Genomic DNA, 26,552 nt, shown 5'->3' on the forward strand with positions numbered 1-26,552 from the left:
ACGCCCGTTTTTTAAAATGTATACATGCTTACATTTGGATGGTGAAAGTCTCAGTTTGGCATTTTAAAATGCGTAAAAAAATGAAGTGATTCATGTTGAATAGGCATCGATATAGCATGTATAACGATAGGTTTAAAGGTATTTTTGTTTGGAAATGAGTTCATTATTTTCAGAAAGGAAGTGCAAACATGATTAGTCAGTCAACGTTATTTTTATTCATACTACTTATTATAGGACTTATTGCGAAAAACCAATCGCTTACTGTAGCTATTGGTGTGTTATTTCTATTAAAATTTACATTTCTAGGGGATAAAGTCTTTCCTTATCTACAAACGAAAGGGATTAACCTCGGTGTTACGGTTATTACAATAGCAGTACTCGTACCGATTGCGACGGGGGAAATAGGGTTTAAGCAACTTGGAGAAGCAGCGAAATCGTATTATGCATGGATTGCTTTAGCTTCAGGGGTAGCAGTTGCTTTGTTAGCAAAAGGTGGCGTACAATTATTAACGACAGATCCTCATATTACAACTGCGCTCGTTTTCGGGACAATTATAGCAGTTGCTTTATTTAATGGGGTCGCTGTAGGTCCATTAATTGGGGCTGGAATTGCCTATGCAGTAATGAGTATTATACAGATGTTTAAATAAGGAATTTTATAGTAATATAAAATTTTTGAATTCTTTCTGTTCACAAAAGTCAGATAATTGTTTATAATAGGATTAGAAACTTTGAAAAGTTACATAACAGCAGAGACTTTACACCAGATAAAATAAAAACAACATAAAACAATTTTATAATGATATTGTTTTATGTTGTTTTTATCATAAAACTCTTCGGAATTCATTTTCCTCACTAACTTGTTGTTTTGAGCGTGAGGATTCGGGGAGACATTCACGCTCATGCTTTCCATGTAGACAATGGACAATAAGAGGGGAACATCGCAACAAATTTGCATGATCGTGCATTTTGCTTGCCTAAAGAGTGAACGGGCGTTCATAATTCAAAAGGGGAGCAAATAGATATAAGGAGCAAGGTTGGGAGAATTTTCAGGAAAAGGAGAGAATGTCATGACTGTTATTCGAGGTTTAGAAGGGGTAGTAGCAACAACATCATCTGTGAGCTCTATTATTGATGATACATTAACTTATGTTGGGTATAATATTGATGATTTAGCTGAGAATGCTACATTTGAAGAAGTAGTGTACTTATTATGGCATCGCAAGCTTCCTAACGAGCAAGAACTAGCGAAATTTAATGAGATTGTATCGGAATACTATAAAGTTCCAGGTGAGATTTTAGCATATTTGAAACAAGTAGATTTAAAAATCGCACATCCGATGTCTGTTTTACGAACTGCAATTTCCATGCTATCATTATACGATGAGAGCGCTGAAATTATGGATGAAAAGTCCAATTATTTGAAAGCGGTTAAATTACAGGCTCAAGTGGGTACTTTAGTTGCTGCTTATGCAAGAATCCGTAAAGGTTTAGATGTTGTTGAGCCTAGAAATGATTTATCATTAGCTGCAAACTTCTTGTACATGTTAAATGATCGCGAGCCAAATGAAGTTGAAATTGAAGCTTTTGATAAGGCGCTTGTACTTCACGCAGATCATGAGTTAAACGCTTCTACATTTACTGCACGCGTTTGTGTAGCTACACTTTCAGATGTATATTCTGGCATTACAGCAGCAATCGGTGCGTTAAAAGGTCCTCTTCACGGTGGGGCAAATGAAAATGTAATGAAGATGTTAACTGAAATTGGCGAAGAAGAAAATGTAGAATCATATATTCATAATGCTCTTCAAAATAAAGTGAAAATCATGGGCTTTGGCCACCGTGTATATGAGCAGGGTGATCCGCGTGCAAAACATTTACGCGAAATGTCTAAGAGATTATGCGTGCTTTTAGGAGAAGAGAAATGGTATAATATGTCTATCAAAATTGAAGACATTGTAACAAAAGAAAAAGGTCTTCCACCAAATGTTGATTTCTATTCAGCTTCTGTATACCATTGTTTAGGAATTGACCATGACTTATTTACACCTATTTTTGCAATTAGCCGTATGTCAGGCTGGTTAGCTCATATTCTAGAACAATATGAAAATAACCGTTTAATCCGTCCGCGTGCTGATTATAATGGACCAACACATCAAGTGTATGTTCCAATTGCACAACGATAAGCGAATAACACTATTTTGATAGTGAAAATACGCTTTCAAAAGTCTGATTTTTTCGGAAAGATGTAATGATTAGAATATTTTAATTTGACTAACGGTTTGAACTGAGGGGTTATTCCCTCAGTTTCATACATATGAAATTTCAAACATGGGGGTTATCACATTGACGACAGGTGAAAAAATTACTGTAACTAATGGTGTTATGAATGTACCAAACAATCCGATTATTCCATTTATCGAAGGAGATGGAATTGGTCCTGATATTTGGGCAGCTGCATCTCGTGTACTAGAAGCAGCAGTTGAAAAAGCTTATGATGGTGAGAAGAAAATCGTTTGGAAAGAAGTGCTTGCAGGGGAAAAAGCATTCAACCAAACAGGCGAGTGGTTACCAGAAGAAACTTTAAATTTAATTCGTGAATATTTAATCGCGATTAAAGGTCCACTTACAACTCCAGTTGGCGGTGGTATTCGTTCTCTAAACGTAGCACTTCGTCAAGAATTAGATTTATATGTATGTCTACGTCCAGTTCGTTATTTTGAAGGTGTTCCTTCACCTGTAAAACGTCCGGAAGATACTGATATGGTTATTTTCCGTGAAAATACAGAAGACATTTATGCTGGAATTGAATATGCGCAAGGATCTCCAGAAGCAGAAAAAGTTCTTGCTTTCTTAAAAGAAGCAATGGGTGTTAATAAAATCCGCTTCCCAGAAACATCTGGTATTGGTATTAAACCAATCTCAGAAGAAGGGACAAAGCGTCTTGTTCGTGCTGCAATTCAATATGCAATTAACGAAAAACGCTCTTCTGTTACATTAGTTCATAAAGGAAACATTATGAAATTTACAGAAGGTGCTTTCAAAAACTGGGGTTACGAAGTAGCGGAACAAGAATTCGGCGACAAAGTATTTACTTGGGCTGAATATGATCGTATCGTTGAGAAAGATGGTAAAGATGCAGCGAATAAAGCGATGGCAGACGCTGAAGTGGCTGGAAAAATCATCGTAAAAGATTCTATTGCAGACATCTTCTTACAACAAATTTTAACTCGTCCACGTGAGTTCGATGTTGTTGCAACAATGAACTTAAACGGTGACTACATCTCTGATGCACTTGCTGCACAAGTAGGTGGAATTGGTATTGCACCTGGTGCAAACATTAACTATGTAACTGGACATGCTATCTTTGAAGCTACGCACGGTACAGCTCCAAAATATGCAGGTTTAGATAAAGTAAACCCATCTTCAGTTCTTCTTTCTGGTGTATTATTATTAGAACACTTAGGATGGAACGAAGCTGCGAAATTAGTAACTGCTTCAGTTGAGAAGACAATTGCTTCAAAAGTAGTAACTTATGATTTCGCACGCTTAATGGAAGGTGCAACAGAAGTGAAATGTTCTGAGTTCGCTAATGAACTTATTAAAAACATGGATGTAGCGATAATCAAAAACGCATGATTAAAGTGGGGGGTAAATTATGACAATCAAACGCAAGAAAGTTTCAGTCATCGGTGCAGGATTTACAGGAGCAACAACAGCATTCTTATTAGCACAAAAAGAACTTGCAGATGTTGTATTAGTGGACATTCCACAGCTGGAAAATCCAACAAAAGGGAAAGCGTTAGATATGTTAGAAGCGAGCCCAGTACAAGGTTTTGATGCTAACATTATTGGAACATCTGATTACGCAGATACTGCTGATTCTGACGTTGTTGTGATTACAGCAGGTATTGCGCGTAAGCCTGGTATGAGCCGTGATGATTTAGTAGCAACAAACTCCAAAATTATGAAAAGTATTACGCGCGACATTGCAAAACATTCACCAAATGCAATTATTGTTGTGTTAACAAATCCAGTTGATGCAATGACATATTCTGTATTTAAAGAAGCTGGATTCCCGAAAGAGCGTGTTATCGGTCAATCGGGCGTATTAGATACAGCTCGTTTCCGTACATTCATCGCACAAGAATTAAATCTTTCTGTGAAAGACATTACAGGATTTGTTCTTGGTGGACACGGTGACGATATGGTACCTCTTGTACGTTATTCATATGCAGGTGGCATTCCGTTAGAAACGTTAATTCCGAAAGAGCGTTTAGAAGCAATCGTAGAACGTACCCGTAAAGGTGGCGGCGAGATTGTAGGCTTATTAGGAAACGGTAGTGCATATTACGCACCAGCTGCTTCTTTAGTTGAAATGACAGAAGCAATCTTAAAAGATCAACGCCGTGTATTACCGGCTATTGCGTACCTTGAAGGTGAATACGGTTATAGTGACCTTTACTTAGGGGTACCAGTAATTCTAGGTGGTAACGGAATTGAAAAAATTATTGAATTAGAACTTCTTGCAGATGAAAAAGAAGCGTTAGATCGCTCTGTAGAATCTGTACGTAATGTTATGAAGGTTCTTGTTTAATCATTAAATATAAGTAGAAAAAGATTCGGGGCCCCGAATCTTTTTCTACTATTTATACAAATGTTTTTTTGAAATAACATGAAAACGCTATCATTTGTAATATCCTATAATGAAACTGTAGATTTATACTATACATTGCCCTCATCATAGTAAATGTCGGATCAAGTATCGCTTTTAGTAGGATAATAAGGTGAAAAAATCGGAGGGGGTTGTAACATGTTAAAGAAAAAAGTTCAAATTGGTCGTAAAATGGATGAAATTACAGTAGGAGAGAAATTATCTATCACTGAAAAAATTGAGGATAAAGATTTGTTATTGTACTTAGGGTTAACGAATGATGCCAATCCATTATATATTCAGCATGATTACGCATCCCAAACTCCGTATGAAAAGCCGATTGTACCAAGCATTATGCTAACTGGAATGATTACAACGGCAGTTACGAAATATTTACCAGGTCCAGGTAGTCATATTACGAGAAAGGACCTTACGTTCGTGAAGCATGTTCACCATTATGAAACGTTACAAATCCACTTTGAAGTTGTGGCTGTTTCTGAGGAGGAACATACAATTGATATGCTTGTATCTGCTCATGATGAAAAAGGGGATACTGTTGTGAAAGGCTCATTAACAGTAACGCCACCTTACAAATCAGTCTCTATTATGGAAAAAGCATTAGATAATTTTTAAAACATGAAAATGTGAATAGCGCTAGCATACCTTTCATAAGGGGGCTAGCGCTATTTTTAGTTGAAGAATCCCTCTTTGAACCCTTCAGCAAAATCTGAACACCCCGTTTTAATCGTATTCCAGCTCGGTACGTTAAAAGTAAGGAAACATGTTACTACTAAAGTTAAAATAGGTAGTAATATTCGCATAATAGCTCCTTTATTGCATTTATTTATATATTAAAATTAATAATATATAAATTGATAATTAAAGTCAATTAAAGGGGTTTTTTAAGATGAAGTGGAAGAGAGAAGACGTTATTTTTGAAACGATAAGAGAAGCTGAAGTGTGGGCGGACGGGGTTGCGAATGAAATGCATGGAAGAGTATTTGATGGGTATGAAACACTAGATTATAAAATAGCGTACGCTGTATCTTTTTCTTAGCGCAAAGTCGAGAATATCATATCCATACGAGTATTGAATTTAATAAAGATATAGAAGTGTATAAAGGATGGATCACTACAAGTTAATTGCGCAATCCGAATCCATGAATAGACAATTATATTGAGAGGGACCTTGTTTTCTAGTATGATGAGAATAACGGGGAAAATACTAGGATGAAGAAGGTTTCAAGTCTATAACTTGGAGGAAAAGAATGAACAATCGTATTTTAGTAGTTGATGATGAGGAGTTTATCTTAACTTTAATCGAATTTAATTTACAACAAGCTGGTTTTGAAGTGATAACAGCGATGGATGGAGAAATGGCGCTTCAAAAAGCGACAACAGAACGTCCAGATTTAATTATATTAGATTTAATGCTTCCAAAAATGGATGGTATGGAAGTATGTAAAGAATTACGATTGCAGCGCGTTATGACGCCGATTTTAATGTTGACAGCAAAAGATGATGAGTTTGATAAGGTGCTAGGTCTTGAACTTGGGGCGGATGATTATATGACGAAGCCATTTAGCCCAAGGGAAGTTGTTGCGCGTGTGAAGGCAATTTTACGCCGTACGAAATTACAACAAGAAGAGCAAGTTACAGAATCGTCAGATGAAGAGAGCATTACAATTGCTGAACTTAAAATTTTACCGGAGTTTTATGAGGCTTATTTCCAAGGAAGAAAGCTTGAATTAACACCAAAAGAATTTGAACTACTTGTTTATCTTGCGAAAAATAAAAGTCGCGTATTAACGCGTGATCAATTATTAAGTGCTGTATGGAATTATGATTTCGCTGGTGATACACGAATTGTTGACGTTCATATTAGCCATTTGCGCGATAAAATTGAACAAAATACGAAAAAACCGACGTACATTAAAACGATACGTGGTTTAGGATATAAATTAGAGGAGCCAAAAGGGGATGAATAAATTTCGTTCCAGGCTTCTTTTTACATTTGTTTCTCTTATTGTTTTTATTTTAGTCGGACTCGGTTTATTGCTGGAAACCGTGTTTGAAAACTATTATATAGATCATGCGAAAGAGAGAATGGTAAAAGAGACAGAGTATGTTGCGGTATTAGCAGAAGAACAAGGTTTTGATGATGTTTTAAAAAATCCATATATATTTAAAAAGCTAGAAGAAAAAATTCAGGCTTCTATTGCTTTTGTAGATGAGAAAAAGAAAGTTCAATATAGCGGGGGAGAACCGTCTGCTTTTAGCCAAGGGACAATAAAAGAACTTTCCTCTGAAACAACGAAACAAAGAAATAAAGTCATTACGAAAGAAACAGATCAAAATAATGAATTTTACCATGCGGTGTTCGTGCAAGATGTAGCAGGGAAACAAGGATACATTTTGGTGAAGAGCACAATCGAGCCTTTGAAAGACGTTCATCAAAAAACGTGGGGATTATTAATTATCGGATTTGTTATTGCGTGTCTTGTAGTCGTATTTTTAGGTATGAAAATTACAGGGCAATATATTAGGCCGATTGAGTCCGTTACGAAAGTTGCCATCGAATTAGCGAAGGGTAATTATAAAGCACGCGCTTATGAAAGTCATTCGGATGAAACGGGAATGTTAAGTAAAGCGATTAATATTTTAGCTCGTAATTTACAAGAGATGACACTTGAGCAAGAAATGCAACAAGATCGTCTGCATACGTTAATTGAAAATATGGGAAGCGGAATGATTTTAATTGATAGCCGCGGTTATATCAACCTTGTAAACCGTTCGTATAAGGAAACTTTCCACGTCACAGATGAAGAATATTTAGATCGTTTATATTATGAGTCGTTTCATCATCCGGAAATTATAGAGCTTGTGGAAGAAATCTTTATGACAGAAGTGAAAGTGCGCAAACAAATGTTATTGCCACTTGGAATTGAGCGAAAGCATTTCGAGGTATATGGAGCACCGATTATCGGGACGAACCATGAATGGAAAGGGATTGTCCTTGTATTCCATGACATTACTGAGCTGAAAAAGTTAGAACAAATGAGAAAAGACTTTTTAGCGAATGTTTCTCATGAACTAAAAACGCCGATTACTTCTATTAAAGGTTTTTCAGAAACACTTTTAGACGGTGCTATGGATAATAAAAAATTCTGCGAACATTTCTTGCATATTATTTTAAAAGAAAGTGAACGTATGCAAGGATTAATTGAAGATTTATTAGATTTATCAAAGATTGAGCAACAAGGATTTAAATTGAATATGGGTACCGTTGATATGAAGGGACTTCTTGAAGATATTCATATGGTGCTTGATAATAAAGCGGGAGAAAAAGAAATCTCTTTACAAGTAAATGCATTAAAACGTGTCTCTGTCATTGGAGATCCAAGTCGCTTGCAGCAAATCTTTATTAATTTAATGAATAACGCAATCGTATATACACCGGCTGGAGGCGTTGTTTCTGTAGAATTAGCAGAAGATAAATATAATGCTTATATAAAAGTGTCGGATACTGGAATTGGTATTAGTAAAGATGAAATTCCGCGTATTTTCGAACGCTTTTACCGAGTTGATAAAGCGAGAAGTAGAAATACTGGTGGTACAGGTCTTGGGTTATCAATCGTAAAGCATTTAGTCGAGGCCCATCACGGTACGATTACAGTGGATAGTGAAGTAGGAGAAGGGACAACGTTTACAGTTGTTTTACCAAAATCAGCAACTGAAAAATAGGATGAAGGATGTTTACAATATATTAACAATGGCTTAATTAAATATTAATAAAGCTCTGTTAATATAATACATGAAAACCCCTTCATCCAAGGAGTAATTTTGGACGAGAATAGTTAAGCTGTTCTCGTCACTTCCCTTTATGCCAATATAAGTCTGTTTTATATATGAAAGAAAATAACCGTTATTTTTCTTCTCTCTATTAGTCATGTTAATATAGAGAGAGGAAAGAAACGGTTTTTTTCTGTGAAAAAAATCATTTCAAATTTGTATGGGGAGGTTTCTGATTTGGAAAAAAAGGTCGTATTAGTAGATGGTAATAATATCGCGTATCGTGCTTTCTTTGCACTACCGCTTTTAAATAACGACAAAGGTATACATACGAACGCAATTTACGGTTTTACAATGATGTTAATGAGAATATTAGAGGAAGAAAAACCGACGCATATGTTAGTAGCATTTGATGCTGGGAAAACGACATTCCGTCATAAAACATATAGTGAGTATAAAGGAGGACGTCAAAAGACTCCGCCTGAGTTATCAGAGCAATTTCCATTTATTCGTGAGATGCTTGATGCATTCAATGTACCGCGTTATGAATTAGAAAATTATGAAGCGGATGACATTATGGGAACGCTAGCGAAAGAAGCGAGTGAACAAGGCGCAAGTGTAAAAGTTATTTCAGGAGATAAAGACTTACTTCAACTTGTTTCTGATAACACGCTTGTATGTATTCCTCGAAAAGGGATTACGGAAGTAGACGAATATACGAAAGAAGCTTTATTTGAAAAATACAGCTTATCACCAAAGCAAATTATCGATATGAAAGGTTTAATGGGAGACCAATCAGATAATATTCCAGGTGTACCAGGAGTTGGTGAAAAAACTGCGATTAAATTGTTAACACAGTTTGGAACGGTTGAAGAAGTGTATGAAAATATAGATCAAGTAAGCGGGAAGAAATTAAAGGAAAAGCTGGAAGCAAATAAAGACCAAGCTCTTATGAGTAAAGATCTTGCAACCATTATTACAGACGCACCGATTACTGTGCATGTGGATGATATGGAGTATAAAGGATATGAGCCAAGTGATGTCATTCCAATGTTCGAGAATTTAGGATTTACATCTCTTTTAAACAAATTAGGTGTTACGCCAGAAGAAACGGCTCCAGCTGAATTAGATGATATTACATTTGATATTGTAGAAGAAGTTACAGAAGAAATGCTTCAGCAAGATAGTGCGCTTATCGTTGAAGTACAAGAAGATAATTATCATAAAGCAGACATTCAAGGTTTCGGTATTCAAAATGAAAATGGATGTTACTTTATTCAGACAGACATTGCACTTAAATCAGATGCTTTTAAAGAGTGGCTTGCAGATGGAGAAATGAGAAAGTATACATTTGATGCGAAGCGTGCGATCGTTGCGCTGAAATGGAACGGTATAGATATGCAAGGGATTGACTTTGATCTATTAATCGCTGCTTACTTACTTGACCCGGCTGATACAGATAAAGATTTCCGTACTGTAGCGAAAATGAAAGAAACGCATGCTGTGAAATCTGATGAAGAAGTTTACGGAAAAGGTGCGAAGCGTGCTGTTCCAGAGTTAGAGATAGTAGCGGAGCATGTAGCTCGTAAAGTGCATGTATTATATGATGTAAAGCAAACATTCGTTGAAGAGTTAGAAAAGAATGAGCAATATGAACTGTTTACAGAGTTAGAATTACCACTTGCACGTGTATTAGCTGATATGGAAGTAAAAGGTGTAAAAGTTGATACAGAACGTCTTCGTAATATGGGAGAAGAACTTGCAGGTAGATTAAAGGAAATGGAACAGGAAATTTATAAGCTGGCGGGAACAGAATTTAATATAAATTCACCGAAGCAGCTTGGTGTGATTCTGTTTGAGAATTTAAACTTACCGGTTATTAAGAAGACGAAAACAGGTTATTCTACGTCAGCAGATGTATTAGACAAGCTGATGGATCACCATGAAATTATTCCAAACATTTTACATTACCGTCAATTAGGGAAACTAAATTCAACTTATATTGAAGGTTTATTAAAAGTTGTACATGAAGATTCATCTAAAATCCATACTCGTTTCAATCAAGTATTAACGCAAACGGGCCGATTAAGTTCAACGGATCCTAACTTACAAAATATCCCAATTCGATTAGAAGAAGGAAGAAAGATTCGTCAGGCATTCGTTCCATCAGAAGAAGGATGGATTATGTACGCAGCGGATTATTCACAAATTGAACTTCGTGTATTAGCTCATATTGCAAATGATAAAGGGCTAGTCGACGCGTTCCAACATGACATGGATATTCATACGAAAACAGCTATGGATGTATTTGGCGTTGAAAAAGATGAAGTAACTTCAAATATGAGACGACAAGCGAAAGCTGTTAACTTCGGAATTGTGTATGGTATTAGTGATTATGGTCTTTCACAAAACTTAGGAATTACAAGAAAAGCAGCAGCGGAATTTATTGAAAAGTATTTAGAAAGTTTCCCTGGTGTACAAGAATACATGGATGACATCGTAAAAGATGCGAAACAAAAAGGATATGTAGCTACATTATTAAATCGCCGCCGTTACATTCCGGAAATTACGAGTCGTAATTTCAACTTGCGTAGCTTTGCTGAGCGTACAGCTATGAATACACCAATTCAAGGTACTGCAGCAGATATTATTAAAAAAGCGATGATTATTATGGCAGATCGTTTAGAAGAAGAAGGATTACAAGCGCGTCTTCTATTGCAAGTACACGATGAATTAATATTTGAAGCACCAAAAGAAGAAATTGAAAAATTAGAGAAGCTTGTACCAGAAGTAATGGAGCATGCAATTGAACTTGCAGTTCCGTTGAAAGTTGATTATTCTTACGGTCCAACTTGGTACGACGCAAAATAAGGAAGTGATGAAATGCCTGAATTACCAGAGGTTGAAAACGTCAGACGGACACTTGAAAATCTTGTAACAGGAAAAACGATTGAAGATGTTATTGTTACTTATCCGAAAATAGTGAAACGACCGGATGATGCAGAAATCTTTAAAGAAATGCTAAAAGGCGAGACGATTGAAAATATAAAGCGAAGAGGAAAGTTTTTGCTTTTATATGTAACGAATTATGTCATTGTTTCACATTTGCGTATGGAAGGTAAGTTTTTACTGCATCAAGAGGATGAACCAATTGATAAGCATACGCACGTCCGTTTCTTATTTACAGATGGAACTGAATTACATTATAAAGATGTGAGAAAGTTTGGTACGATGCATCTCTTTAAAAAAGGTGAGGAAATGAATCAAATGCCTCTTGCTGACTTAGGTCCAGAGCCATTTGATGCTGAATTGACACCACAGTATTTACAAGAGAGATTGCGAAAGACAAATCGTAAAATAAAAGTTGTATTGTTAGACCAGCGTCTTTTAGTAGGACTTGGAAATATATATGTAGATGAAGTTTTATTCCGTTCTCAAATTCATCCAGAACGAGAAGCGTCGTCTTTAACAGTAGAAGAAATTGAGCGAATTTATGAGGCGACCGTTACAACGTTAGGTGAAGCAGTGAAGCGTGGCGGAAGTACAATTCGAACGTATATCAACTCACAAGGGCAAATTGGTTCGTTCCAAGAACTGCTAAATGTATATGGAAAAAAAGGAGAACCGTGTGTGACTTGCGGTACGATATTAGAAAAAACAGTTGTTGGCGGAAGAGGAACGCATTATTGCCCGATTTGTCAGCCAAGAATATAGAAAAGAGATAACATCGGATAGGCATTTGTCATATACATACAGCAGAGCTATGTATAAGGGAGGAGCTTACCGATGTACCTTTATTTATCTCTTATTTTATTAGCTTTTACATTAAGCTTAGATAGCTGTAGTGTAGGGCTAACATATGGTTTAAGAAGCGTAAGAATTCCACTAAGATCAATTGTAATTATCGGAATGTGTTCAGCGGCTGTTATGCTTGTTTCAATGGGAATTGGACATATGATCGCGAAAGTATTTTCACCTGTTATCGCAACGCGTATCGGTGGGCTTGTTCTTATTGGAATAGGGATTTGGGTATTATATCAATTTTTTCGAAGTGAGAAAAAAGAAGAACCGAAGCAAGAGGAGAAGGTCTGGAAATTAGAGATTGCCTCGCTTGGGTTAGTCATTCAAATTTTACGGAAACCGACTGTAGCAGATTTCGATAAATCAGGCACCATTTCTGCAGGAGAAGCATTGCTTCTTGGTATCGCTCTTTCTGTAGATTCATTCGGTGCTGGAATTGGTGCGTCTTTATTAGGGTATGCACCTGCTATGATGGCGATATTAGTTGCAGTGATGAGTTCTTTGTTTTTATTTATTGGAATGAAACTTGGAACGGTTTTATCAAATATGAAATGGTTGCAAAAATTTACATTCCTGCCTGGGGTATTACTCATTATTATTGGAATTTGGAAAATGTAAGTACGGGCGTGGAACATTAGTTTCGCGCCTTTTATTATGAGGAGGATTATGATGACAGTAGTAATTGGATTAACGGGAGGTATTGCAAGCGGAAAAAGTACAGTATCTCAAATGTTTCGCGAGCTCAGTATACCAGTTATTGATGCAGATATTATCGCAAGAGAAGTTGTAGAAAAAGGAAAACCAGCATATAACAAAATTGTAGAAGTGTTTGGAACGGAAGTGTTACAAGAAGATGGAGAACTAGATCGGCCGAAATTAGGAAGTGTCGTTTTCTATAATGAAGAGAAACGATTGCAGTTAAACAAAATTGTTCATCCTGCAGTGCGTGAGGAAATGAATAGGCAAAAGGAAATGTACATAAAAGAAGGTATGCAAGCGGTTGTGTTAGATATTCCTCTCTTATTTGAAAGTAAATTAACAAGTCTCGTTGACCGCGTTTTAGTTGTAGCAGTTAAGCCACATACGCAATTAGAACGTTTAATGAAGCGAAATAATTTTTCAGAAGAAGAAGCAACAGCTCGTATTCAATCTCAAATGCCGTTAGAAGAAAAAGTGAAACATGCAGATGAAGTGATAAATAATGATGGCACAATTATGGGAACGAAAACACAATTACAGGGGATTTTAAAGAAATGGAACATTATTGACTAAAAAATTGTGAAATTAATGAAAATGCTTAGTGACATATCCTCTTTTTGTGTTATACTATTATTGGGATTGGAGATAAATAGTATAACGCATTCAAGGGGGATAACATATTATGACTCGTGTGGCAATTAATGGATTTGGACGTATTGGGAGAATGGTATTTCGTCAGGCAATAAAAGAAAGCGCATTCGAAATTGTAGCAATCAATGCAAGCTATCCATCTGAAACGTTAGCACATTTAATTAAATATGATACAGTTCACGGCAAGTTTGACGGAACAGTAGAAGCATTTGAAGATCACTTATTAGTTGATGGGAAAATGATTCGCCTTTTAAACAACCGCGATCCAAAGGAATTGCCTTGGACAGATTTAGGTGTTGAAGTTGTAATTGAAGCAACTGGTAAATTTAATTCAAAAGAAAAAGCAATTCTTCACGTTGAAGCTGGAGCGAAAAAAGTTATTTTAACTGCGCCTGGTAAAAATGAAGATGTAACAATTGTAGTAGGTGTGAACGAAGACCAATTAGATATTACAAAACATACTGTTATTTCAAATGCATCTTGTACAACAAACTGTTTAGCGCCTGTTGTGAAGGTGTTAGATGAGCAGTTTGGAATTGAAAACGGTTTAATGACGACAGTTCACGCTTATACAAATGACCAAAAAAATATTGATAATCCACATAAAGATTTAAGAAGAGCACGTGCTTGCGGACAATCAATTATTCCGACAACGACAGGTGCTGCGAAAGCGCTAGCAAAAGTTCTTCCACATTTAAATGGGAAACTTCATGGTATGGCACTTCGTGTACCAACGCCAAACGTGTCTCTTGTTGACTTAGTAGTAGATGTAAAACGTGATGTGACAGTGGAAGCTATTAACGATGCATTCAAAACTGTTGCAAACGGTGCGTTAAAAGGCATTGTAGAATTCAGCGAAGAGCCTTTAGTATCTATTGACTTTAATACAAATACACACTCAGCTATCATTGATGGTTTATCTACAATGGTAATGGGTGATCGTAAAGTGAAAGTGCTGGCTTGGTATGATAACGAGTGGGGCTACTCTCGTCGTGTTGTAGATCTTGTAACGTTAGTTGTTGACGAATTAGCGAAGCAAGAAAATGTGCAACATATTTAAGTGAATAAGGGAGAGGGCAAGTGGAATATTTGCCCTCTTTTTTTTATTTTTTTCTGAAAAGGAAAAAAATTATAGGAGTATATTTTTGATAGTGGACATACCACGAAACGTTGGGGTTACTGTATTTGTGAATCATTTATTTTTTTTAGGGAAAAGTAAAGAGGAAAATATGACAGAAAATCGAAAAAACTGTTGTTGCAAAATGAAAATAAACAAAGTATACTAACACTCGTAAACTTAAGAGCTGAGGTACGTAGTCACTACTTAAAGGGTTAGGACCTCTCTGGACTAACTTTCCCCCGTGGTAGTGGAGCAAGCCAAATTGCAAATTAGTTTTCAATTCGAACAGTTAGAATAAATTTACAAGGGGGAACTGTAGAATGGATACTATGGATACGATGGGTCGTCACGTGATCGCTGAACTTTGGGATTGCGATTTCGACAAGCTTAATGACATGCCGTATATTGAACAATTATTTGTGGATGCAGCACTAAGAGCTGGTGCTGAAGTGCGTGAGGTTGCTTTCCATAAATTTGCACCACAAGGTGTAAGTGGAGTAGTAATTATCTCGGAATCACATTTAACAATTCATAGCTTTCCGGAGCACGGTTACGCAAGTATTGATGTTTATACTTGTGGGGATCGTATTGATCCAAATGTTGCTGCAGAATATATTGCAGAAGGTTTAAACGCGAAAACGCGTGAGAGCATCGAGCTTCCTCGAGGCACTGGTAGCTTCGAAATTAAGCAGAGAGAAACAAAAGCTCTTTAAAAAAGAACATAATTGATTTAAAATGTAAAGAGGTGTATAATGCACCTCTTTTTTAGTTTATAAAAAAGGAAAAATATGATGTACTCGTTAGTTGAATAAATGGAGCTCTTACGAATAAGTTAACAACGCATCTATCATCGTATTCTTAAAAACGAGATGATAAAATAATGCGCTTAAACTTAAAGTGGTAAGAGAGTTAAAATGAGTTATATAATAATGTATATATATTGTCAGATGAAGTAAGTAGAGAAAAATAAAGAGTATAGTGTAAAGGAGTGAATATATTGCGTTGTCCATCCTGTTCTCATAATGGTACAAGAGTGTTAGATTCGCGTCCGGTAGACGAGGGGCGCTCTATTCGAAGAAGGAGAGAGTGTGAAAGCTGTTTAAGCCGCTTTACGACATTTGAAAGAGTGGAAGAGTCACCTCTTATCGTTGTAAAAAAAGAAGGAACACGAGAAGAGTTTAATAAAGAAAAGATTTTACGTGGCTTAATTAAAGCGTGTGAAAAAAGACCAGTATCTTTAAGACAATTAGAAGAAGTAACTCAAAGTGTGGAACGTGAACTTCGTAATTTAGGTATATCAGAAGTGAAAAGTGATATGATTGGTGAAATTGTTATGGAAGAACTGCGTGATATCGATGATGTTGCTTACGTGCGTTTTGCTTCTGTATATCGCCAATTTAAAGATTTAAATGTATTTATTGAAGAATTAAAAGATATACTGCAAAAAGAAAGAGAGTAGAATCTGTATCGTATTCTCTTTACATACCGTAAGTAATGAGATAAGAGAGCTAGAAGCGAAAGCTAATAGCTCTTTTTCGCTAATAAATTATATAGTGAAGATTGGATGAGAGAAAGGAAAGCAAGAATGGAAAAACAGTCATGGATGGAGCTATTGCCGATTGATCGTTATAAAGTAAGTGCGAAAGGGTTATTGCATAATTACGACCGAAAAGTGTTAACGATGTTATATCAGCCGTTAATAGGTAGTAGAGCTTTTAGCTTGTACATGACGCTATGGGGAGAGTTAGAACAAGATCGTGTATTTGGAAAAGAGAATACGCATCATTCCCTTATGGTGACCATGCAAATGCAGCTTCCCGAAGTATATGAGGAACGAGTAAAGTTAGAGGCAATTGGACTTTTGAAAGTATATATTAAGAAAGAAAAAGATATTCGAATGTTTATATATGAGCTGCAACCACCTTTATCTCCAAAGCAGTTTTTTGATGATATTGTTTTAAGTATCTTTTTATACAATCGATTGAGTCGGACAAAATATAATCAAGTAAAGCATTATTTCTTAGAAGAAGAATTTGATTTTGCATCTTATGAAAATGTTACGCGTTCTTTTAATGATGTGTTTGGTTCGTTTAATCCAGGTCAGCTTGAGCATGCGCAAGAAGACCTTCGTATTCCAAAAACGACAGCTATGCCAAGTAATGAAAAGGGAGACGCTCCGAAAGTTTGGAATGATTTCTTTGATTTCTCCTTATTTGTAGATGGCTTGTCCGCTCTTGTCCCTAAAAAGGCGATTACAGATCAAGTGCGAGAATGTGTCATTACACTTGCTTACGTGTATGATGTAGATGTGTTATCGATGCAAAATATCGTTCTTGGTGCGGTGACAGAGCTGCAGACAATTGATATCGAAAGGCTTAGAAAAGGAGCGCGTGATTGGTATCAGTTCGAAAACGGCCAAGCGTTACCTGTATTAAGTGAAAGAGTACAGCCTCACGCTGCACGTATGATGAAAGAAAAAGAGCCTTCTACGCAAGAAGAGATGTTAATCAAACAGCTAGAGGAAATCTCACCAAAGCAACTATTGAAAGAAATCTCTGGCGGTGCAGAGGCAACGAAGGCTGACTTGCAAATCGTTGAAGATGTAATGATCAATCAAAAATTAACGCCAGGTGTTGTGAATGTACTTATTTATTACGTTATGCTACGCTCAGATATGAAACTTGCGAAAACGTATGTGGAGAAGATTGCTGGACATTGGGCACGTAAAAAGGTCGGCACAGTAGCTGAAGCAATGGCGTTAGCGAAAGAAGAAAACCGTCAATATCAAGAATGGGCTGAGACGAAGAAGAAAGGCCGTACGTCGAAGAAAACGGTACGAAAAGAAATGGTACCAGATTGGCTGAAAGAAGAGCCGAAAGAACAAGAGAAAGAAACTGTGAAAAAAGATGTAAGTGCTGAAAAAGGTGCAAGTACGTTAGAGGACGAACGAAAACGATTAGAAGAAGTGTTAAAAAAATATAAGCGTGATTAATAGAAGAGAATGAACGCTCTTTGAGGTGAGAAAATGGAGCATATTCAAAATTCATTTGCAAAGTTAATGGAAAATGAAAATTTTAAAAATAGATATGAAATATTAAAGGCGGAAGTAATGGCACATCCGCGTGTGAAAGAATTTATAGACGAACATAAAGGGGAAGTAACAACGTCTATGATTGAACGCAGTCTTGTGAAATTATACGAATATATTGGACAAAGTGTAGGTTGCGCGGATTGTCCGGATCTAGGTTCGTGTAAAAACATGCTGCAAGGGTATGAGCCAAAGCTCGTTATCCAAGGGAAGATGATTGATATTCAATACGATCGTTGCGTGAGAAAAGTAGCCTATGACGAAAGAAAGAAATATGAAAAGCTCGTTCAGAGTGTATATATGCCGACTGATATTTTACAAGCAACGATGGAAAACTTAGACCCTTCAGATTTAGATGCGCGTATTGATGCAATTGGTGCAGCCAATGAATTTTTAAGTACATATGAACCTGGTAAAAAAGTACAAGGTTTATATTTGTACGGTAAATTTGGTGTAGGGAAAACGTATTTATTAGGAGCAATTGCGAATGAGCTTGCTCGAAAGAAAATAAGTTCAATGCTCGTATATTTCCCTGAATTTTTACGTGAAATTAAAAGTTCAATTCAAGATAATTCGATTGGGGAAAAGATTGATGCGGTGAAACGCGTACAAGTTTTAATGTTAGATGATATTGGAGCAGAAGCGATGTCAAGCTTTGTGCGTGATGATGTACTCGGTGCAATTTTGCAATTCCGTATGTTAGAAAACTTACCGACGTTCTTTACGTCTAACTTTGATTTTAAACAACTAGAACATCATTTAACATATACGCAGCGCGGTGAAGCGGAAGAAATGAAAGCAGCTCGTATTATGGAACGCATTAAATATTTGGCGAAACCAATTCCGATTGGCGGGAAAAACCGTCGTCATAAGTAAAGAGCAAGCTGAGAAGCTTGCTCTTCTTTTGTAGTTAAACGCTTTTTAAAGTAGCCGAATTATAAAATGAAAAGTTCTTATTGAAAATTCCTAGTAGCTTGTATCATTTTTTTCTCCCTCCCTTAATATATATAAAATTAGCAAGCCATATCGAGTGGATTTTCTAACGATAAGAAATGTAATTCTACTAAGAGTGAACTTTCACGCGGGACGGACTCTTATAGGATTTGTAACGTATAGATACAGTCCTTTAGAGCAGGGATAAAAGGGGGGACAAAAGTGATTGAAATTTGCTTCGAAGAAAAAAATGATGCTATGCACGTATATAGACAACTACTGAAAAGAGCGGAACTGTTATATAAGGAAACGAGTGTGTATTTACAGGAACAAAAAGTGGTGATTCACATACCAGTATGTGAATCAAATTATATTGAAAAGATTTTATTACCAGTCATGGTATATTTCATTGTGAATGTGAAACAAAATGAGTGGATATATACAATCTTAAAAGAGAAGTTTTTTTATGAAGAAGAGGAAGAGTGTCATCAAATATTGCATATGGCACAAGAGATTTTAAAAGGAAGAAGAAAAGGAATTGCTCGTGAATTAACGCGTCACACATTTGAATCATATATTAAATCTTCTTTAAATAACTGGCTTTGTGATCCGCTTTCATTCTCGTTTTCATCATATGTTCGTTTTCGTCTTCGTACATATAGGGAAATGGTAGCTAAGCTTGCCGAAGTGGCGATTGATGAGTATAAGTTGGAACAAGAATATCAAATGTTTATTGAGTCGCTAAGGCAACAAGTGCGTAGTCGGAAATCACGTTTGTCCTGTGTGCATCTTATTTTTGATGAGAGTTTTATTTTCTACGATGATAAAGGTAGACGTTTAAAACAGGAGAAATTGGTTCAATATATAGATGAGGAATTATTGAAGCAAAAGGATGTATATATTGATACGAAAGTAATTGCGCCACTTCTTTCTATTTCGCCGAAAAAAATTTATTTATATACGAAAGAACAAGACCATAATATGATTATTACTTTGCGAAATGTATTTCAAGAACGGGTACAATTACATGGATTACATGAGTTTGAGCGCAATGTGAAAAATTTAAAAAATAAAGGTAACGCCCTTGATTTTCTAAGTTTTTGAGCATATAATTACCTACATAAATGAAATATATTGAAATGTCATGATGAGGACATGAGTAGTTTTCTACGATTTTCAGAGAGGGAAGCCTTAGGGTGTGAGCTTCCTAGTACGGGATTATTACTTACCACCTCTAAACTTTAGCAGTGAACGATTCTTCTAGTAATTGCTAACGGACAACACCGTTATGTTGAACTTGAGCAATTAACAATAAGGTTAATTGGAACAAGGGTGGAACCACGAATTCAACACTCGTCCCTTTTTACGGGATGAGTGTTTTTTATTTTGAGAAAAAGAGGAGTGACCAGTGATGGCAGATGTAGTTAAAATTACTTTCCCTGATGGAGCTGTGAAGGAGTTTCCAAAAGGCGTAACAACTGAAGAAATCGCAGCTTCTATTAGCCCAGGCTTAAAGAAAAAAGCTGTGGCTGGAAAATTAAACGATGAGATGATTGATCTTGTTACACCAATCGAAGAAGATGGTGCAGTTTCTATCATTACATTAGATTCTGAAGATGGCTTATATATTTTACGCCACTCAACAGCTCACCTTTTAGCACAAGCGTTAAAACGTTTATATAAAGATGTTAAGGTTGAGCTTGGCATTGGTCCGGTAATTGAAAATGGCTTCTACTACGATATTGATATGGAAGAAGCAATTACAGTTGAAGACTTCAAGAAAATCGAAAAAGAAATGCAAAAAATTGTGAACGAGAACTTAGAAATCGTTCGTCATGAAGTACCACGTGCAGAAGCAATTCGTCGTTTTGAAGAAATCGGCGATGAGTTAAAATTAGATTTAATTAACGATCTTCCAGAAGATGCAGTTATTTCAATTTATGAGCAAGGCGAATTCTTCGACCTTTGCCGTGGTGTTCACCTTCCATCTACAGGAAAAATTAAAGTATTCAAATTATTAAGCGTTGCAGGTGCTTACTGGCGCGGCGATAGCAATAATAAAATGCTACAACGTATTTACGGTACTGCATTCGTTAAAAAAGCAGAATTAGATGAGCACTTACGTATGCTTGAAGAAGCGAAAGAGCGCGATCACCGTAAATTAGGTAAAGAATTAAAACTATTTACTAATAGCCAAAAAGTAGGACAAGGTTTACCACTTTGGTTACCAAAGGGTGCAACAATCCGCCGCATTATCGAGCGTTACATCGTTGATAAAGAAGCGAGCTTAGGCTATGATCACGTATACACTCCAGTACTAGGAAGCAGAGAGCTTTATGAAACTTCTGGACACTGGAACCACTACCGTGATGGTATGTTCCCATCAATGGAAATGGATAATGAAGAGTTAGTTCTTCGTCCAATGAACTGCCCTCACCACATGATGGTTTATAAAAACGATATTCACAGCTATCGTGAATTACCAATCCGTATTGCGGAACTTGGAACAATGCACCGTTATGAAATGTCAGGTGCGTTATCTGGCTTACAACGTGTACGCGGAATGACTTTAAACGATGCGCACATTTTCGTTCGCCCAGATCAAATTAAAGAAGAGTTAAAACGTGTTGTAAACTTAACTCTAGAAGTGTACAAAGATTTCGGTTTAGAGAACTATTCATTCCGTCTATCTTATCGTGACCCAGCAGATACTAAAAAGTATTATGCTGATGATGAGATGTGGGAAAAAGCACAAGGTATGTTAAAAGAAGCTATGGATGAAATGGGTCTTGATTACTATGAAGCTGAAGGTGAAGCGGCATTCTACGGTCCAAAACTTGACGTTCAAGTTCGTACTGCTCTTGGAAAAGACGAAACACTTTCAACTGTACAATTAGACTTCTTACTTCCAGAACGCTTTGAACTATCTTACGTTGGTGAAGACGGTAAACAACACCGTCCAGTTGTAATTCACCGTGGTGTTGTATCAACTATGGAACGTTTCGTAGCATTCTTAATTGAAGAATACAAAGGTGCATTCCCAACTTGGTTAGCTCCAGTTCAAGTACAAGTAATTCCAGTTTCTCCGCAAGTACATTTAGACTATGCGAAGAAAGTACAAGACGAATTGCGCCGTGCTGGTATCCGTGTTGAATTAGATACTCGTGAAGAGAAAATTGGTTACAAAATCCGTGAAGCACAAATGCAAAAAATTCCGTACATGCTTGTAGTAGGTGACAATGAAGTAACTGAAAACGGCGTAAACGTACGTAAATACGGTGAACAAAAATCAGAAACAATCGCATTAGATGCTTTTGTTGATATGATTAAAGTAGAAGGAAAACGATAAGAAAAAGCCGCGGTATACCGCGGCTTTTCTATGTAATATAAGTAAGAGAAATTAGAAAAAAAAACCATGTAATACTTATCGTAAAAAAGTATTGCAAGTATGTTAGTTGTTTGTTACAATATTTCTTGTTGTTAGTAAAACACATCGCGTCTTCTTGACAGACGTCATGTCCTATGATAAACTCATCAAGGATAATAGAATATTGTTTTGTGGAACAAGTAGAAGCACCCGCTTCTCACCTGATGGACGCATTCGCAGTTTACAGGTAAATGTATTTCTTACTTAAGATTTTACAAGTGTGGGTGTCGTATGCCCGCACTTTTTTTGTCGGGTTCTATGACTACAAACTATGTTCTGAGAAAACCTTGGAGGTGGCTTACTATTAGCAAGGATATGATGATTAACGAGCAAATTCGTGCACGTGAAGTACGTTTAGTTGGTGCAAATGGCGATCAACTTGGAATCAAGTCTCGTAATGACGCTTTAGACTTAGCTGCAAATCTTAATCTTGATTTAGTATTAGTTGCTCCAAATGCGAAACCGCCAGTATGCCGCATTATGGACTACGGTAAATTCCGCTTTGAGCAACAGAAGAAAGAAAAAGAACAGCGCAAAAATCAAAAAGTAATTAGCATGAAAGAAGTTCGTTTAAGTCCAACAATTGATGAACACGACTTTAACACAAAACTTCGTAATGCTATCAAGTTTTTAGAGAAAGGCGACAAGGTTAAAGCGTCAATTCGCTTTAAAGGACGTGCCATTACTCATAAAGAAATCGGTCAACGTGTTTTAGATCGCTTCTCAGAAGCTTGTGCTGAAGTTAGTACAATCGAATCTAAGCCTAAAATGGAAGGACGCAGTATGTTCTTAGTTTTAGCACCGAAAAACGATAAGTAATAGATAGAGGAGGAAATACCTATGCCTAAACAAAAAACTCATCGCGGCGCTGCAAAGCGTTTCAAAAAGACTGGATCAGGTAAACTGAAACGTTCTCACGCTTACACAAGCCATTTATTCGCTAACAAATCTACAAAAGCTAAACGTAAACTACGTAAAGCTGGTGTAGTAAGCGCTGGTGACTTCAAACGCATTCGTCAAATGCTTGACAACTTAAAATAAGTTCGGCTGATATATAGAACAATTAGGAGGTAATATTATGCCAAGAGTAAAAGGTGGTACAGTTACTCGTCAACGTCGTAAAAAAGTAATTAAATTAGCAAAAGGTTACTACGGTTCAAAAAATACATTATTCAAGGTTGCTAACCAACAGGTTATGAAATCTCTAATGTATGCATTCCGTGACCGCCGTCAAAAGAAACGTGACTTCCGTAAATTATGGATTACACGTATCAACGCAGCAGCTCGTATGAATGGTCTTTCTTACAGCCGCTTAATGCACGGTCTTAAAAATGCTGGCATCGAAGTTAACCGCAAGATGCTTGCTGACTTAGCTGTTCATGACGAAAAAGCTTTCGCTGAATTAGCAACAGTTGCAAAAAACAACATTAACTAATTAATTAGTTGAAACCTTAGAAGATTTTTCTTCTAAGGTTTTTTTATTTGTATGCAAAGAGAAGTATGTCGTTATCGATATGACAAAATCAATATAAAAGTTATAGCAATATAGAAGAATATGCATATGAAGTCAGGAGAATCCTCCTGGCTTCTTTTAATTATCATCCTCTGGAAAGAAGAGTATCTTTCCTACCTGAAACGACACTGCTATAATGGAAAGATGATATGGAACTTTCATCAGATAAAATAATATTTTTAATAGTGGGTAATTCCTGGATAATTATTAACTATCACCAATCGGAGTGAACAATCTAATCGTGATGATTGAAACGTATTTGTAAATTAAGGACAAGCTATTTTGTAAAGAGGTAAATGGCTGACTTATTAATAAGAAACGAAAAATAATAATGAACTTTGAGATGAAACAACATTGTTGCGTAAAATGCGATGTTGGAGGAGGGCAATAGAGTGGACTTACTACAACTATTTAAATTACAAAAAGAATTAGATGACCGTATTGCGAAAGAACATGACTTACAACCGAAAAAATTGTTAAAAGAGAAAATGTTAGCTCTTCTTGTAGAAATTGGAGAACTTGCAAATGAAACACGTTGTTTTAAATATTGGAGCAATAAACCAGCATCAGAACGTGAAGTCATACTAGAAGAATACGTAGATGGTTTGCATTTTATTTTATCAATCGGAATTGATTTAGGTATTGATAAAAACTTCTTATTCTATAAGTGTGCACAGACGAATAAAACACAAGTAGAAATTTTCTTAGACACATATGCGAAGGTGATTCGTTTTACAGATCAACCATCTATTACGAACTATATTGAATTATTTACAAGTTATCTTCGACTTGGACAAGCGCTTGAGTTTGAACAAGAAGAGATTGAAAAGGCATATTTAGATAAAAACGAAGTAAATCATCAGCGTCAAACACAAGGATACTAAGTTAATTTTTGAATATTTCAATTTCCTTTTGTATAATGAAGTGACTGAAGAAAAAGGAGGGTGTTGGCAATGACAAAATTAGACGAGACATTGACAATGCTAAAAGAATTAACAGATGCACGTGGTATTGCGGGTAACGAGCGTGAACCACGCGAAGTAATGAAGAAATATATTGAGCCGTTTGCGGACGAACTTTCTACTGATAATTTAGGAAGTTTAGTTGCGAAAAAAGTAGGGGAAGAAAACGGCCCGAAAATTATGGTTGCAGGTCATTTAGATGAAGTTGGCTTTATGATTACGCAAATTGATGACAAAGGTTTCCTTCGTTTCCAAACAGTTGGTGGCTGGTGGTCACAAGTTATGCTTGCACAGCGCGTAACAATTGTAACGCGTAAAGGAGATGTAACAGGTGTTATCGGTTCAAAACCACCGCATATCTTACCTCCAGAAGCGCGTAAAAAGCCAGTTGAAATTAAAGACATGTTCATCGATATTGGTGCTTCTAGCCAAGAAGAAGCAATGGAGTGGGGCGTACGACCAGGAGATCAAGTTGTACCTTACTTTGAATTCCAAGTGATGAAGAACGAAAAAATGTTACTTGCAAAAGCATGGGATAACCGAATTGGTTGTGCAATTGCAATTGACGTATTAAAACAATTAAAAGATGAAAAGCATCCAAACGTTGTATACGGCGTAGGGACTGTACAAGAAGAAGTTGGTCTTCGTGGTGCAAAAACATCTGCAAACTATATTAAACCAGATATCGCGTTCGCGGTAGATGTTGGTATTGCTGGTGACACACCTGGTGTAACGTCAAAAGAAGCGCAAAGTAAAATGGGTGATGGACCACAGATCATTTTATATGATGCTTCTGTTATCGGTCATACCGGTTTACGTGACTTTGTAGTTGATGTTGCTGATGAATTACAAATTCCATACCAATATGATTCAGTAGCGGGCGGAGGAACGGATGCAGGTGCAATTCATATTGCTGTAAATGGTATTCCGTCTATGGCAATTACGATTGCAACTCGTTACATTCATTCTCACGCGGCAATGTTACACCGTGACGACTATGAAAATGCAGTGAAGTTAATTGTAGAAGTTATTAAACGTCTTGATAAAGAGGCTGTACATAACATTACATTTAATTAATAAAAAAAGCGAAGGAGCCTCTCCTTCGCTTTTTTATGTTTTAAAAAGGTCGTTCTAATCCCGCTGCAGTATGAGCCCCTAAAATGATTAAACGAGTTAATTGCATGGCCATAAAATGCGGGGTATATATCATTCCTCTCTTTAGCCATGACATAATCATGCCGAGGTGGGCACCGGTAACATAACTAATGAGAATATCACGCGGAACCATTAGTTTTTCATCGTTAGGTTGTGAAATAGAGAGGCTTAATGTTAAATGTGTTTGAATGGCTTTCATCATTTTATACGTATAGTTTCCGGCAGCTTTATCACCAAGCATGACGTTATAGAAATTCGCATTTTCTGCAATATGTTCAAACAATGCTAAGAAATTTGGATGTGGTGAATCAAATGCAAGTTGAAAATCTTCTTTATTTCTATTTTTCGGTTTAATAACTTCTGTTAGCTTCTCTAACATTTCTTCAATGCTTTTGTCCAATAAGTCATATTTATCGTGGTAATGGCTATAAAACGTAGCACGATTTACAGGAGCACGTTCTGCAATATGTTGAACAGTTACATTTTCAAACCCTTTTTCGCCTACTAAAGCGACAAAAGCATCCTGTATGAGTTGTCTCGTCCGTTTTACACGTGGATCATTTGTATTTTTAATAGACATTTTTATTTCCCCTCGTTTAATTTTCTGTACTTAAGCAACATATTGGTATTATATTGTTGTTTAAGCGACATTTCATACGTAAATTGTCGGTTGTAGATTTAAAATAATTATTTATAATTATAAACGATAGTCCTTCAGAAATCAGCACCGCTCGCAGGTAGATAAATTTCGATTTAC

General features: G+C 36.4%; 25 protein-coding genes, 1 pseudogene and 2 other annotated features. Of the genes and pseudogenes, 24 read left to right on the plus strand and 2 right to left on the minus strand.

Annotated elements, in window-relative coordinates:
* Positions 1–188: 188 nt before the first annotated feature.
* From MR147_RS16580 to MR147_RS16600, 5 genes are all read left to right on the plus strand, one after another.
* On the plus strand, positions 189–650 hold the full coding sequence (locus MR147_RS16580; RefSeq protein WP_000625507.1) for a DUF441 domain-containing protein: 462 nt from the start codon (positions 189–191) through the stop codon (positions 648–650).
* A gap of 387 nt (positions 651–1,037) precedes the next feature.
* The gene (gene citZ / locus MR147_RS16585; protein WP_000503660.1) at positions 1,038–2,186 is read left to right on the plus strand and encodes a citrate synthase; all 1,149 of its coding nucleotides are present in this window, start codon (positions 1,038–1,040) and stop codon (positions 2,184–2,186) included.
* 160 nt (positions 2,187–2,346) lie between these two features.
* Positions 2,347–3,639: an NADP-dependent isocitrate dehydrogenase gene (gene icd / locus MR147_RS16590; RefSeq protein WP_000206898.1), complete on the plus strand. Its 1,293-nt coding sequence runs from the start codon at positions 2,347–2,349 to the stop codon at positions 3,637–3,639.
* Positions 3,640–3,658: 19 nt separating this feature from the next.
* Positions 3,659–4,597: a malate dehydrogenase gene (gene mdh, locus MR147_RS16595; protein ID WP_000153232.1), complete on the plus strand. Its 939-nt coding sequence runs from the start codon at positions 3,659–3,661 to the stop codon at positions 4,595–4,597.
* A 216-nt stretch (positions 4,598–4,813) separates the two neighbouring features.
* Positions 4,814–5,287 carry a MaoC family dehydratase gene (locus MR147_RS16600; RefSeq protein WP_000914178.1) on the plus strand — a complete coding sequence of 158 codons (474 nt, stop codon included), beginning with the start codon at positions 4,814–4,816 and terminating at the stop codon, positions 5,285–5,287.
* Positions 5,288–5,343: 56 nt separating this feature from the next.
* Here MR147_RS16600 and MR147_RS27055 read toward each other — a convergent pair whose 3' ends face one another.
* Positions 5,344–5,475 carry a hypothetical protein gene (locus MR147_RS27055; protein ID WP_074610055.1) on the minus strand — a complete coding sequence of 44 codons (132 nt, stop codon included), beginning with the start codon at positions 5,473–5,475 and terminating at the stop codon, positions 5,344–5,346.
* An 86-nt stretch (positions 5,476–5,561) separates the two neighbouring features.
* Between MR147_RS27055 and MR147_RS16605 the strand changes: the two are divergent.
* The 19 genes and pseudogenes from MR147_RS16605 to MR147_RS16695 all read left to right on the plus strand — a co-directional run bounded on the left by MR147_RS16605 (position 5,562) and on the right by MR147_RS16695 (position 25,717).
* Positions 5,562–5,797 (plus strand): annotated as a pseudogene (locus tag MR147_RS16605) (hypothetical protein).
* 125 nt (positions 5,798–5,922) lie between these two features.
* Positions 5,923–6,642, plus strand: coding sequence for a two-component system response regulator PhoP (gene phoP, locus MR147_RS16610; RefSeq protein ID WP_001065225.1), 720 nt, complete (start codon positions 5,923–5,925; stop codon positions 6,640–6,642).
* Positions 6,635–8,398: a sensory box histidine kinase PhoR gene (phoR, locus tag MR147_RS16615; protein WP_074610057.1), complete on the plus strand. Its 1,764-nt coding sequence runs from the start codon at positions 6,635–6,637 to the stop codon at positions 8,396–8,398. The genes phoP and phoR overlap by 8 nt, the downstream gene beginning before the upstream one ends.
* A 285-nt stretch (positions 8,399–8,683) precedes the next feature.
* On the plus strand, positions 8,684–11,317 hold the full coding sequence (polA, locus tag MR147_RS16620; protein WP_000412813.1) for a DNA polymerase I: 2,634 nt from the start codon (positions 8,684–8,686) through the stop codon (positions 11,315–11,317).
* A gap of 12 nt (positions 11,318–11,329) precedes the next feature.
* Positions 11,330–12,160 carry a DNA-formamidopyrimidine glycosylase gene (gene mutM / locus MR147_RS16625; protein WP_074610059.1) on the plus strand — a complete coding sequence of 277 codons (831 nt, stop codon included), beginning with the start codon at positions 11,330–11,332 and terminating at the stop codon, positions 12,158–12,160.
* Between the two features lie 72 nt (positions 12,161–12,232).
* Positions 12,233–12,865 (plus strand): sporulation membrane protein YtaF, encoded by a 633-nt coding sequence (gene ytaF, locus MR147_RS16630; protein ID WP_000281751.1) that lies wholly within the window; start codon positions 12,233–12,235, stop codon positions 12,863–12,865.
* A gap of 51 nt (positions 12,866–12,916) precedes the next feature.
* On the plus strand, positions 12,917–13,519 hold the full coding sequence (coaE, locus tag MR147_RS16635; RefSeq protein ID WP_074610064.1) for a dephospho-CoA kinase: 603 nt from the start codon (positions 12,917–12,919) through the stop codon (positions 13,517–13,519).
* Positions 13,520–13,628: 109 nt separating this feature from the next.
* Positions 13,629–14,657 (plus strand): glyceraldehyde-3-phosphate dehydrogenase, encoded by a 1,029-nt coding sequence (locus tag MR147_RS16640; RefSeq protein WP_000198972.1) that lies wholly within the window; start codon positions 13,629–13,631, stop codon positions 14,655–14,657.
* 389 nt (positions 14,658–15,046) lie between these two features.
* Positions 15,047–15,430, plus strand: a complete 384-nt coding sequence (speD, locus tag MR147_RS16645) for an adenosylmethionine decarboxylase (protein WP_002003660.1) — start codon at positions 15,047–15,049, stop codon at positions 15,428–15,430.
* A 284-nt stretch (positions 15,431–15,714) separates the two neighbouring features.
* Entirely contained in the window at positions 15,715–16,176 is a 462-nt protein-coding gene (gene nrdR / locus MR147_RS16650) for a transcriptional regulator NrdR (protein WP_001203687.1), read from the plus strand.
* Positions 16,177–16,302: 126 nt separating this feature from the next.
* Complete coding sequence (locus tag MR147_RS16655; protein WP_000415041.1) at positions 16,303–17,709, plus strand: replication initiation and membrane attachment family protein; 1,407 nt, start codon at positions 16,303–16,305, stop codon at positions 17,707–17,709.
* Between the two features lie 33 nt (positions 17,710–17,742).
* Entirely contained in the window at positions 17,743–18,681 is a 939-nt protein-coding gene (gene dnaI, locus MR147_RS16660; RefSeq protein WP_074610067.1) for a primosomal protein DnaI, read from the plus strand.
* Between the two features lie 279 nt (positions 18,682–18,960).
* Entirely contained in the window at positions 18,961–19,842 is an 882-nt protein-coding gene (gene ytxC / locus MR147_RS16665; RefSeq protein WP_074610069.1) for a putative sporulation protein YtxC, read from the plus strand.
* Between the two features lie 31 nt (positions 19,843–19,873).
* Positions 19,874–20,102, plus strand: a binding site (T-box leader).
* 47 nt (positions 20,103–20,149) lie between these two features.
* Entirely contained in the window at positions 20,150–22,087 is a 1,938-nt protein-coding gene (gene thrS, locus MR147_RS16670) for a threonine--tRNA ligase (RefSeq protein WP_000786083.1), read from the plus strand.
* A gap of 210 nt (positions 22,088–22,297) precedes the next feature.
* Positions 22,298–22,418, plus strand: a sequence feature (ribosomal protein L20 leader region).
* Between the two features lie 62 nt (positions 22,419–22,480).
* Positions 22,481–22,984, plus strand: a complete 504-nt coding sequence (infC, locus tag MR147_RS16675; RefSeq protein WP_000973214.1) for a translation initiation factor IF-3 — start codon at positions 22,481–22,483, stop codon at positions 22,982–22,984.
* 21 nt (positions 22,985–23,005) lie between these two features.
* On the plus strand, positions 23,006–23,206 hold the full coding sequence (rpmI, locus tag MR147_RS16680; protein WP_001125945.1) for a 50S ribosomal protein L35: 201 nt from the start codon (positions 23,006–23,008) through the stop codon (positions 23,204–23,206).
* 37 nt (positions 23,207–23,243) lie between these two features.
* Positions 23,244–23,600, plus strand: a complete 357-nt coding sequence (gene rplT / locus MR147_RS16685; RefSeq protein WP_001138362.1) for a 50S ribosomal protein L20 — start codon at positions 23,244–23,246, stop codon at positions 23,598–23,600.
* Positions 23,601–24,070: 470 nt separating this feature from the next.
* Positions 24,071–24,562, plus strand: coding sequence for a dUTP diphosphatase (locus tag MR147_RS16690; protein ID WP_000365050.1), 492 nt, complete (start codon positions 24,071–24,073; stop codon positions 24,560–24,562).
* A gap of 69 nt (positions 24,563–24,631) precedes the next feature.
* Positions 24,632–25,717 (plus strand): M42 family metallopeptidase, encoded by a 1,086-nt coding sequence (locus MR147_RS16695; protein ID WP_000163568.1) that lies wholly within the window; start codon positions 24,632–24,634, stop codon positions 25,715–25,717.
* A 40-nt stretch (positions 25,718–25,757) separates the two neighbouring features.
* Here MR147_RS16695 and MR147_RS16700 read toward each other — a convergent pair whose 3' ends face one another.
* On the minus strand, positions 25,758–26,375 hold the full coding sequence (locus tag MR147_RS16700) for a TetR/AcrR family transcriptional regulator (protein ID WP_000023665.1): 618 nt from the start codon (positions 26,373–26,375) through the stop codon (positions 25,758–25,760).
* Positions 26,376–26,552 lie beyond the last annotated feature (177 nt).

This window comes from Bacillus cereus group sp. BfR-BA-01350, assembly GCF_022663775.1.
Classification (GTDB): domain Bacteria; phylum Bacillota; class Bacilli; order Bacillales; family Bacillaceae_G; genus Bacillus_A; species Bacillus_A paranthracis.

Excerpts from the sequence above, each read along its gene's own strand:
- MR147_RS16580 (WP_000625507.1), top strand. The coding sequence starts at position 189 with ATGATTAGTCAGTCAACGTTATTTTTATTCATACTACTTATTATAGGA.
- mdh (WP_000153232.1), top strand. The coding sequence starts at position 3,659 with ATGACAATCAAACGCAAGAAAGTTTCAGTCATCGGTGCAGGATTTACA.
- MR147_RS16600 (WP_000914178.1), top strand. The coding sequence starts at position 4,814 with ATGTTAAAGAAAAAAGTTCAAATTGGTCGTAAAATGGATGAAATTACA.
- MR147_RS27055 (WP_074610055.1), bottom strand. The coding sequence starts at position 5,475 with ATGCGAATATTACTACCTATTTTAACTTTAGTAGTAACATGTTTCCTT.
- phoP (WP_001065225.1), top strand. The coding sequence starts at position 5,923 with ATGAACAATCGTATTTTAGTAGTTGATGATGAGGAGTTTATCTTAACT.
- phoR (WP_074610057.1), top strand. The coding sequence starts at position 6,635 with ATGAATAAATTTCGTTCCAGGCTTCTTTTTACATTTGTTTCTCTTATT.
- mutM (WP_074610059.1), top strand. The coding sequence starts at position 11,330 with ATGCCTGAATTACCAGAGGTTGAAAACGTCAGACGGACACTTGAAAAT.
- ytaF (WP_000281751.1), top strand. The coding sequence starts at position 12,233 with ATGTACCTTTATTTATCTCTTATTTTATTAGCTTTTACATTAAGCTTA.
- coaE (WP_074610064.1), top strand. The coding sequence starts at position 12,917 with ATGACAGTAGTAATTGGATTAACGGGAGGTATTGCAAGCGGAAAAAGT.
- MR147_RS16640 (WP_000198972.1), top strand. The coding sequence starts at position 13,629 with ATGACTCGTGTGGCAATTAATGGATTTGGACGTATTGGGAGAATGGTA.
- speD (WP_002003660.1), top strand. The coding sequence starts at position 15,047 with ATGGATACGATGGGTCGTCACGTGATCGCTGAACTTTGGGATTGCGAT.
- MR147_RS16655 (WP_000415041.1), top strand. The coding sequence starts at position 16,303 with ATGGAAAAACAGTCATGGATGGAGCTATTGCCGATTGATCGTTATAAA.
- dnaI (WP_074610067.1), top strand. The coding sequence starts at position 17,743 with ATGGAGCATATTCAAAATTCATTTGCAAAGTTAATGGAAAATGAAAAT.
- thrS (WP_000786083.1), top strand. The coding sequence starts at position 20,150 with ATGGCAGATGTAGTTAAAATTACTTTCCCTGATGGAGCTGTGAAGGAG.
- infC (WP_000973214.1), top strand. The coding sequence starts at position 22,481 with ATGATGATTAACGAGCAAATTCGTGCACGTGAAGTACGTTTAGTTGGT.
- rpmI (WP_001125945.1), top strand. The coding sequence starts at position 23,006 with ATGCCTAAACAAAAAACTCATCGCGGCGCTGCAAAGCGTTTCAAAAAG.
- rplT (WP_001138362.1), top strand. The coding sequence starts at position 23,244 with ATGCCAAGAGTAAAAGGTGGTACAGTTACTCGTCAACGTCGTAAAAAA.
- MR147_RS16695 (WP_000163568.1), top strand. The coding sequence starts at position 24,632 with ATGACAAAATTAGACGAGACATTGACAATGCTAAAAGAATTAACAGAT.
- MR147_RS16700 (WP_000023665.1), bottom strand. The coding sequence starts at position 26,375 with ATGTCTATTAAAAATACAAATGATCCACGTGTAAAACGGACGAGACAA.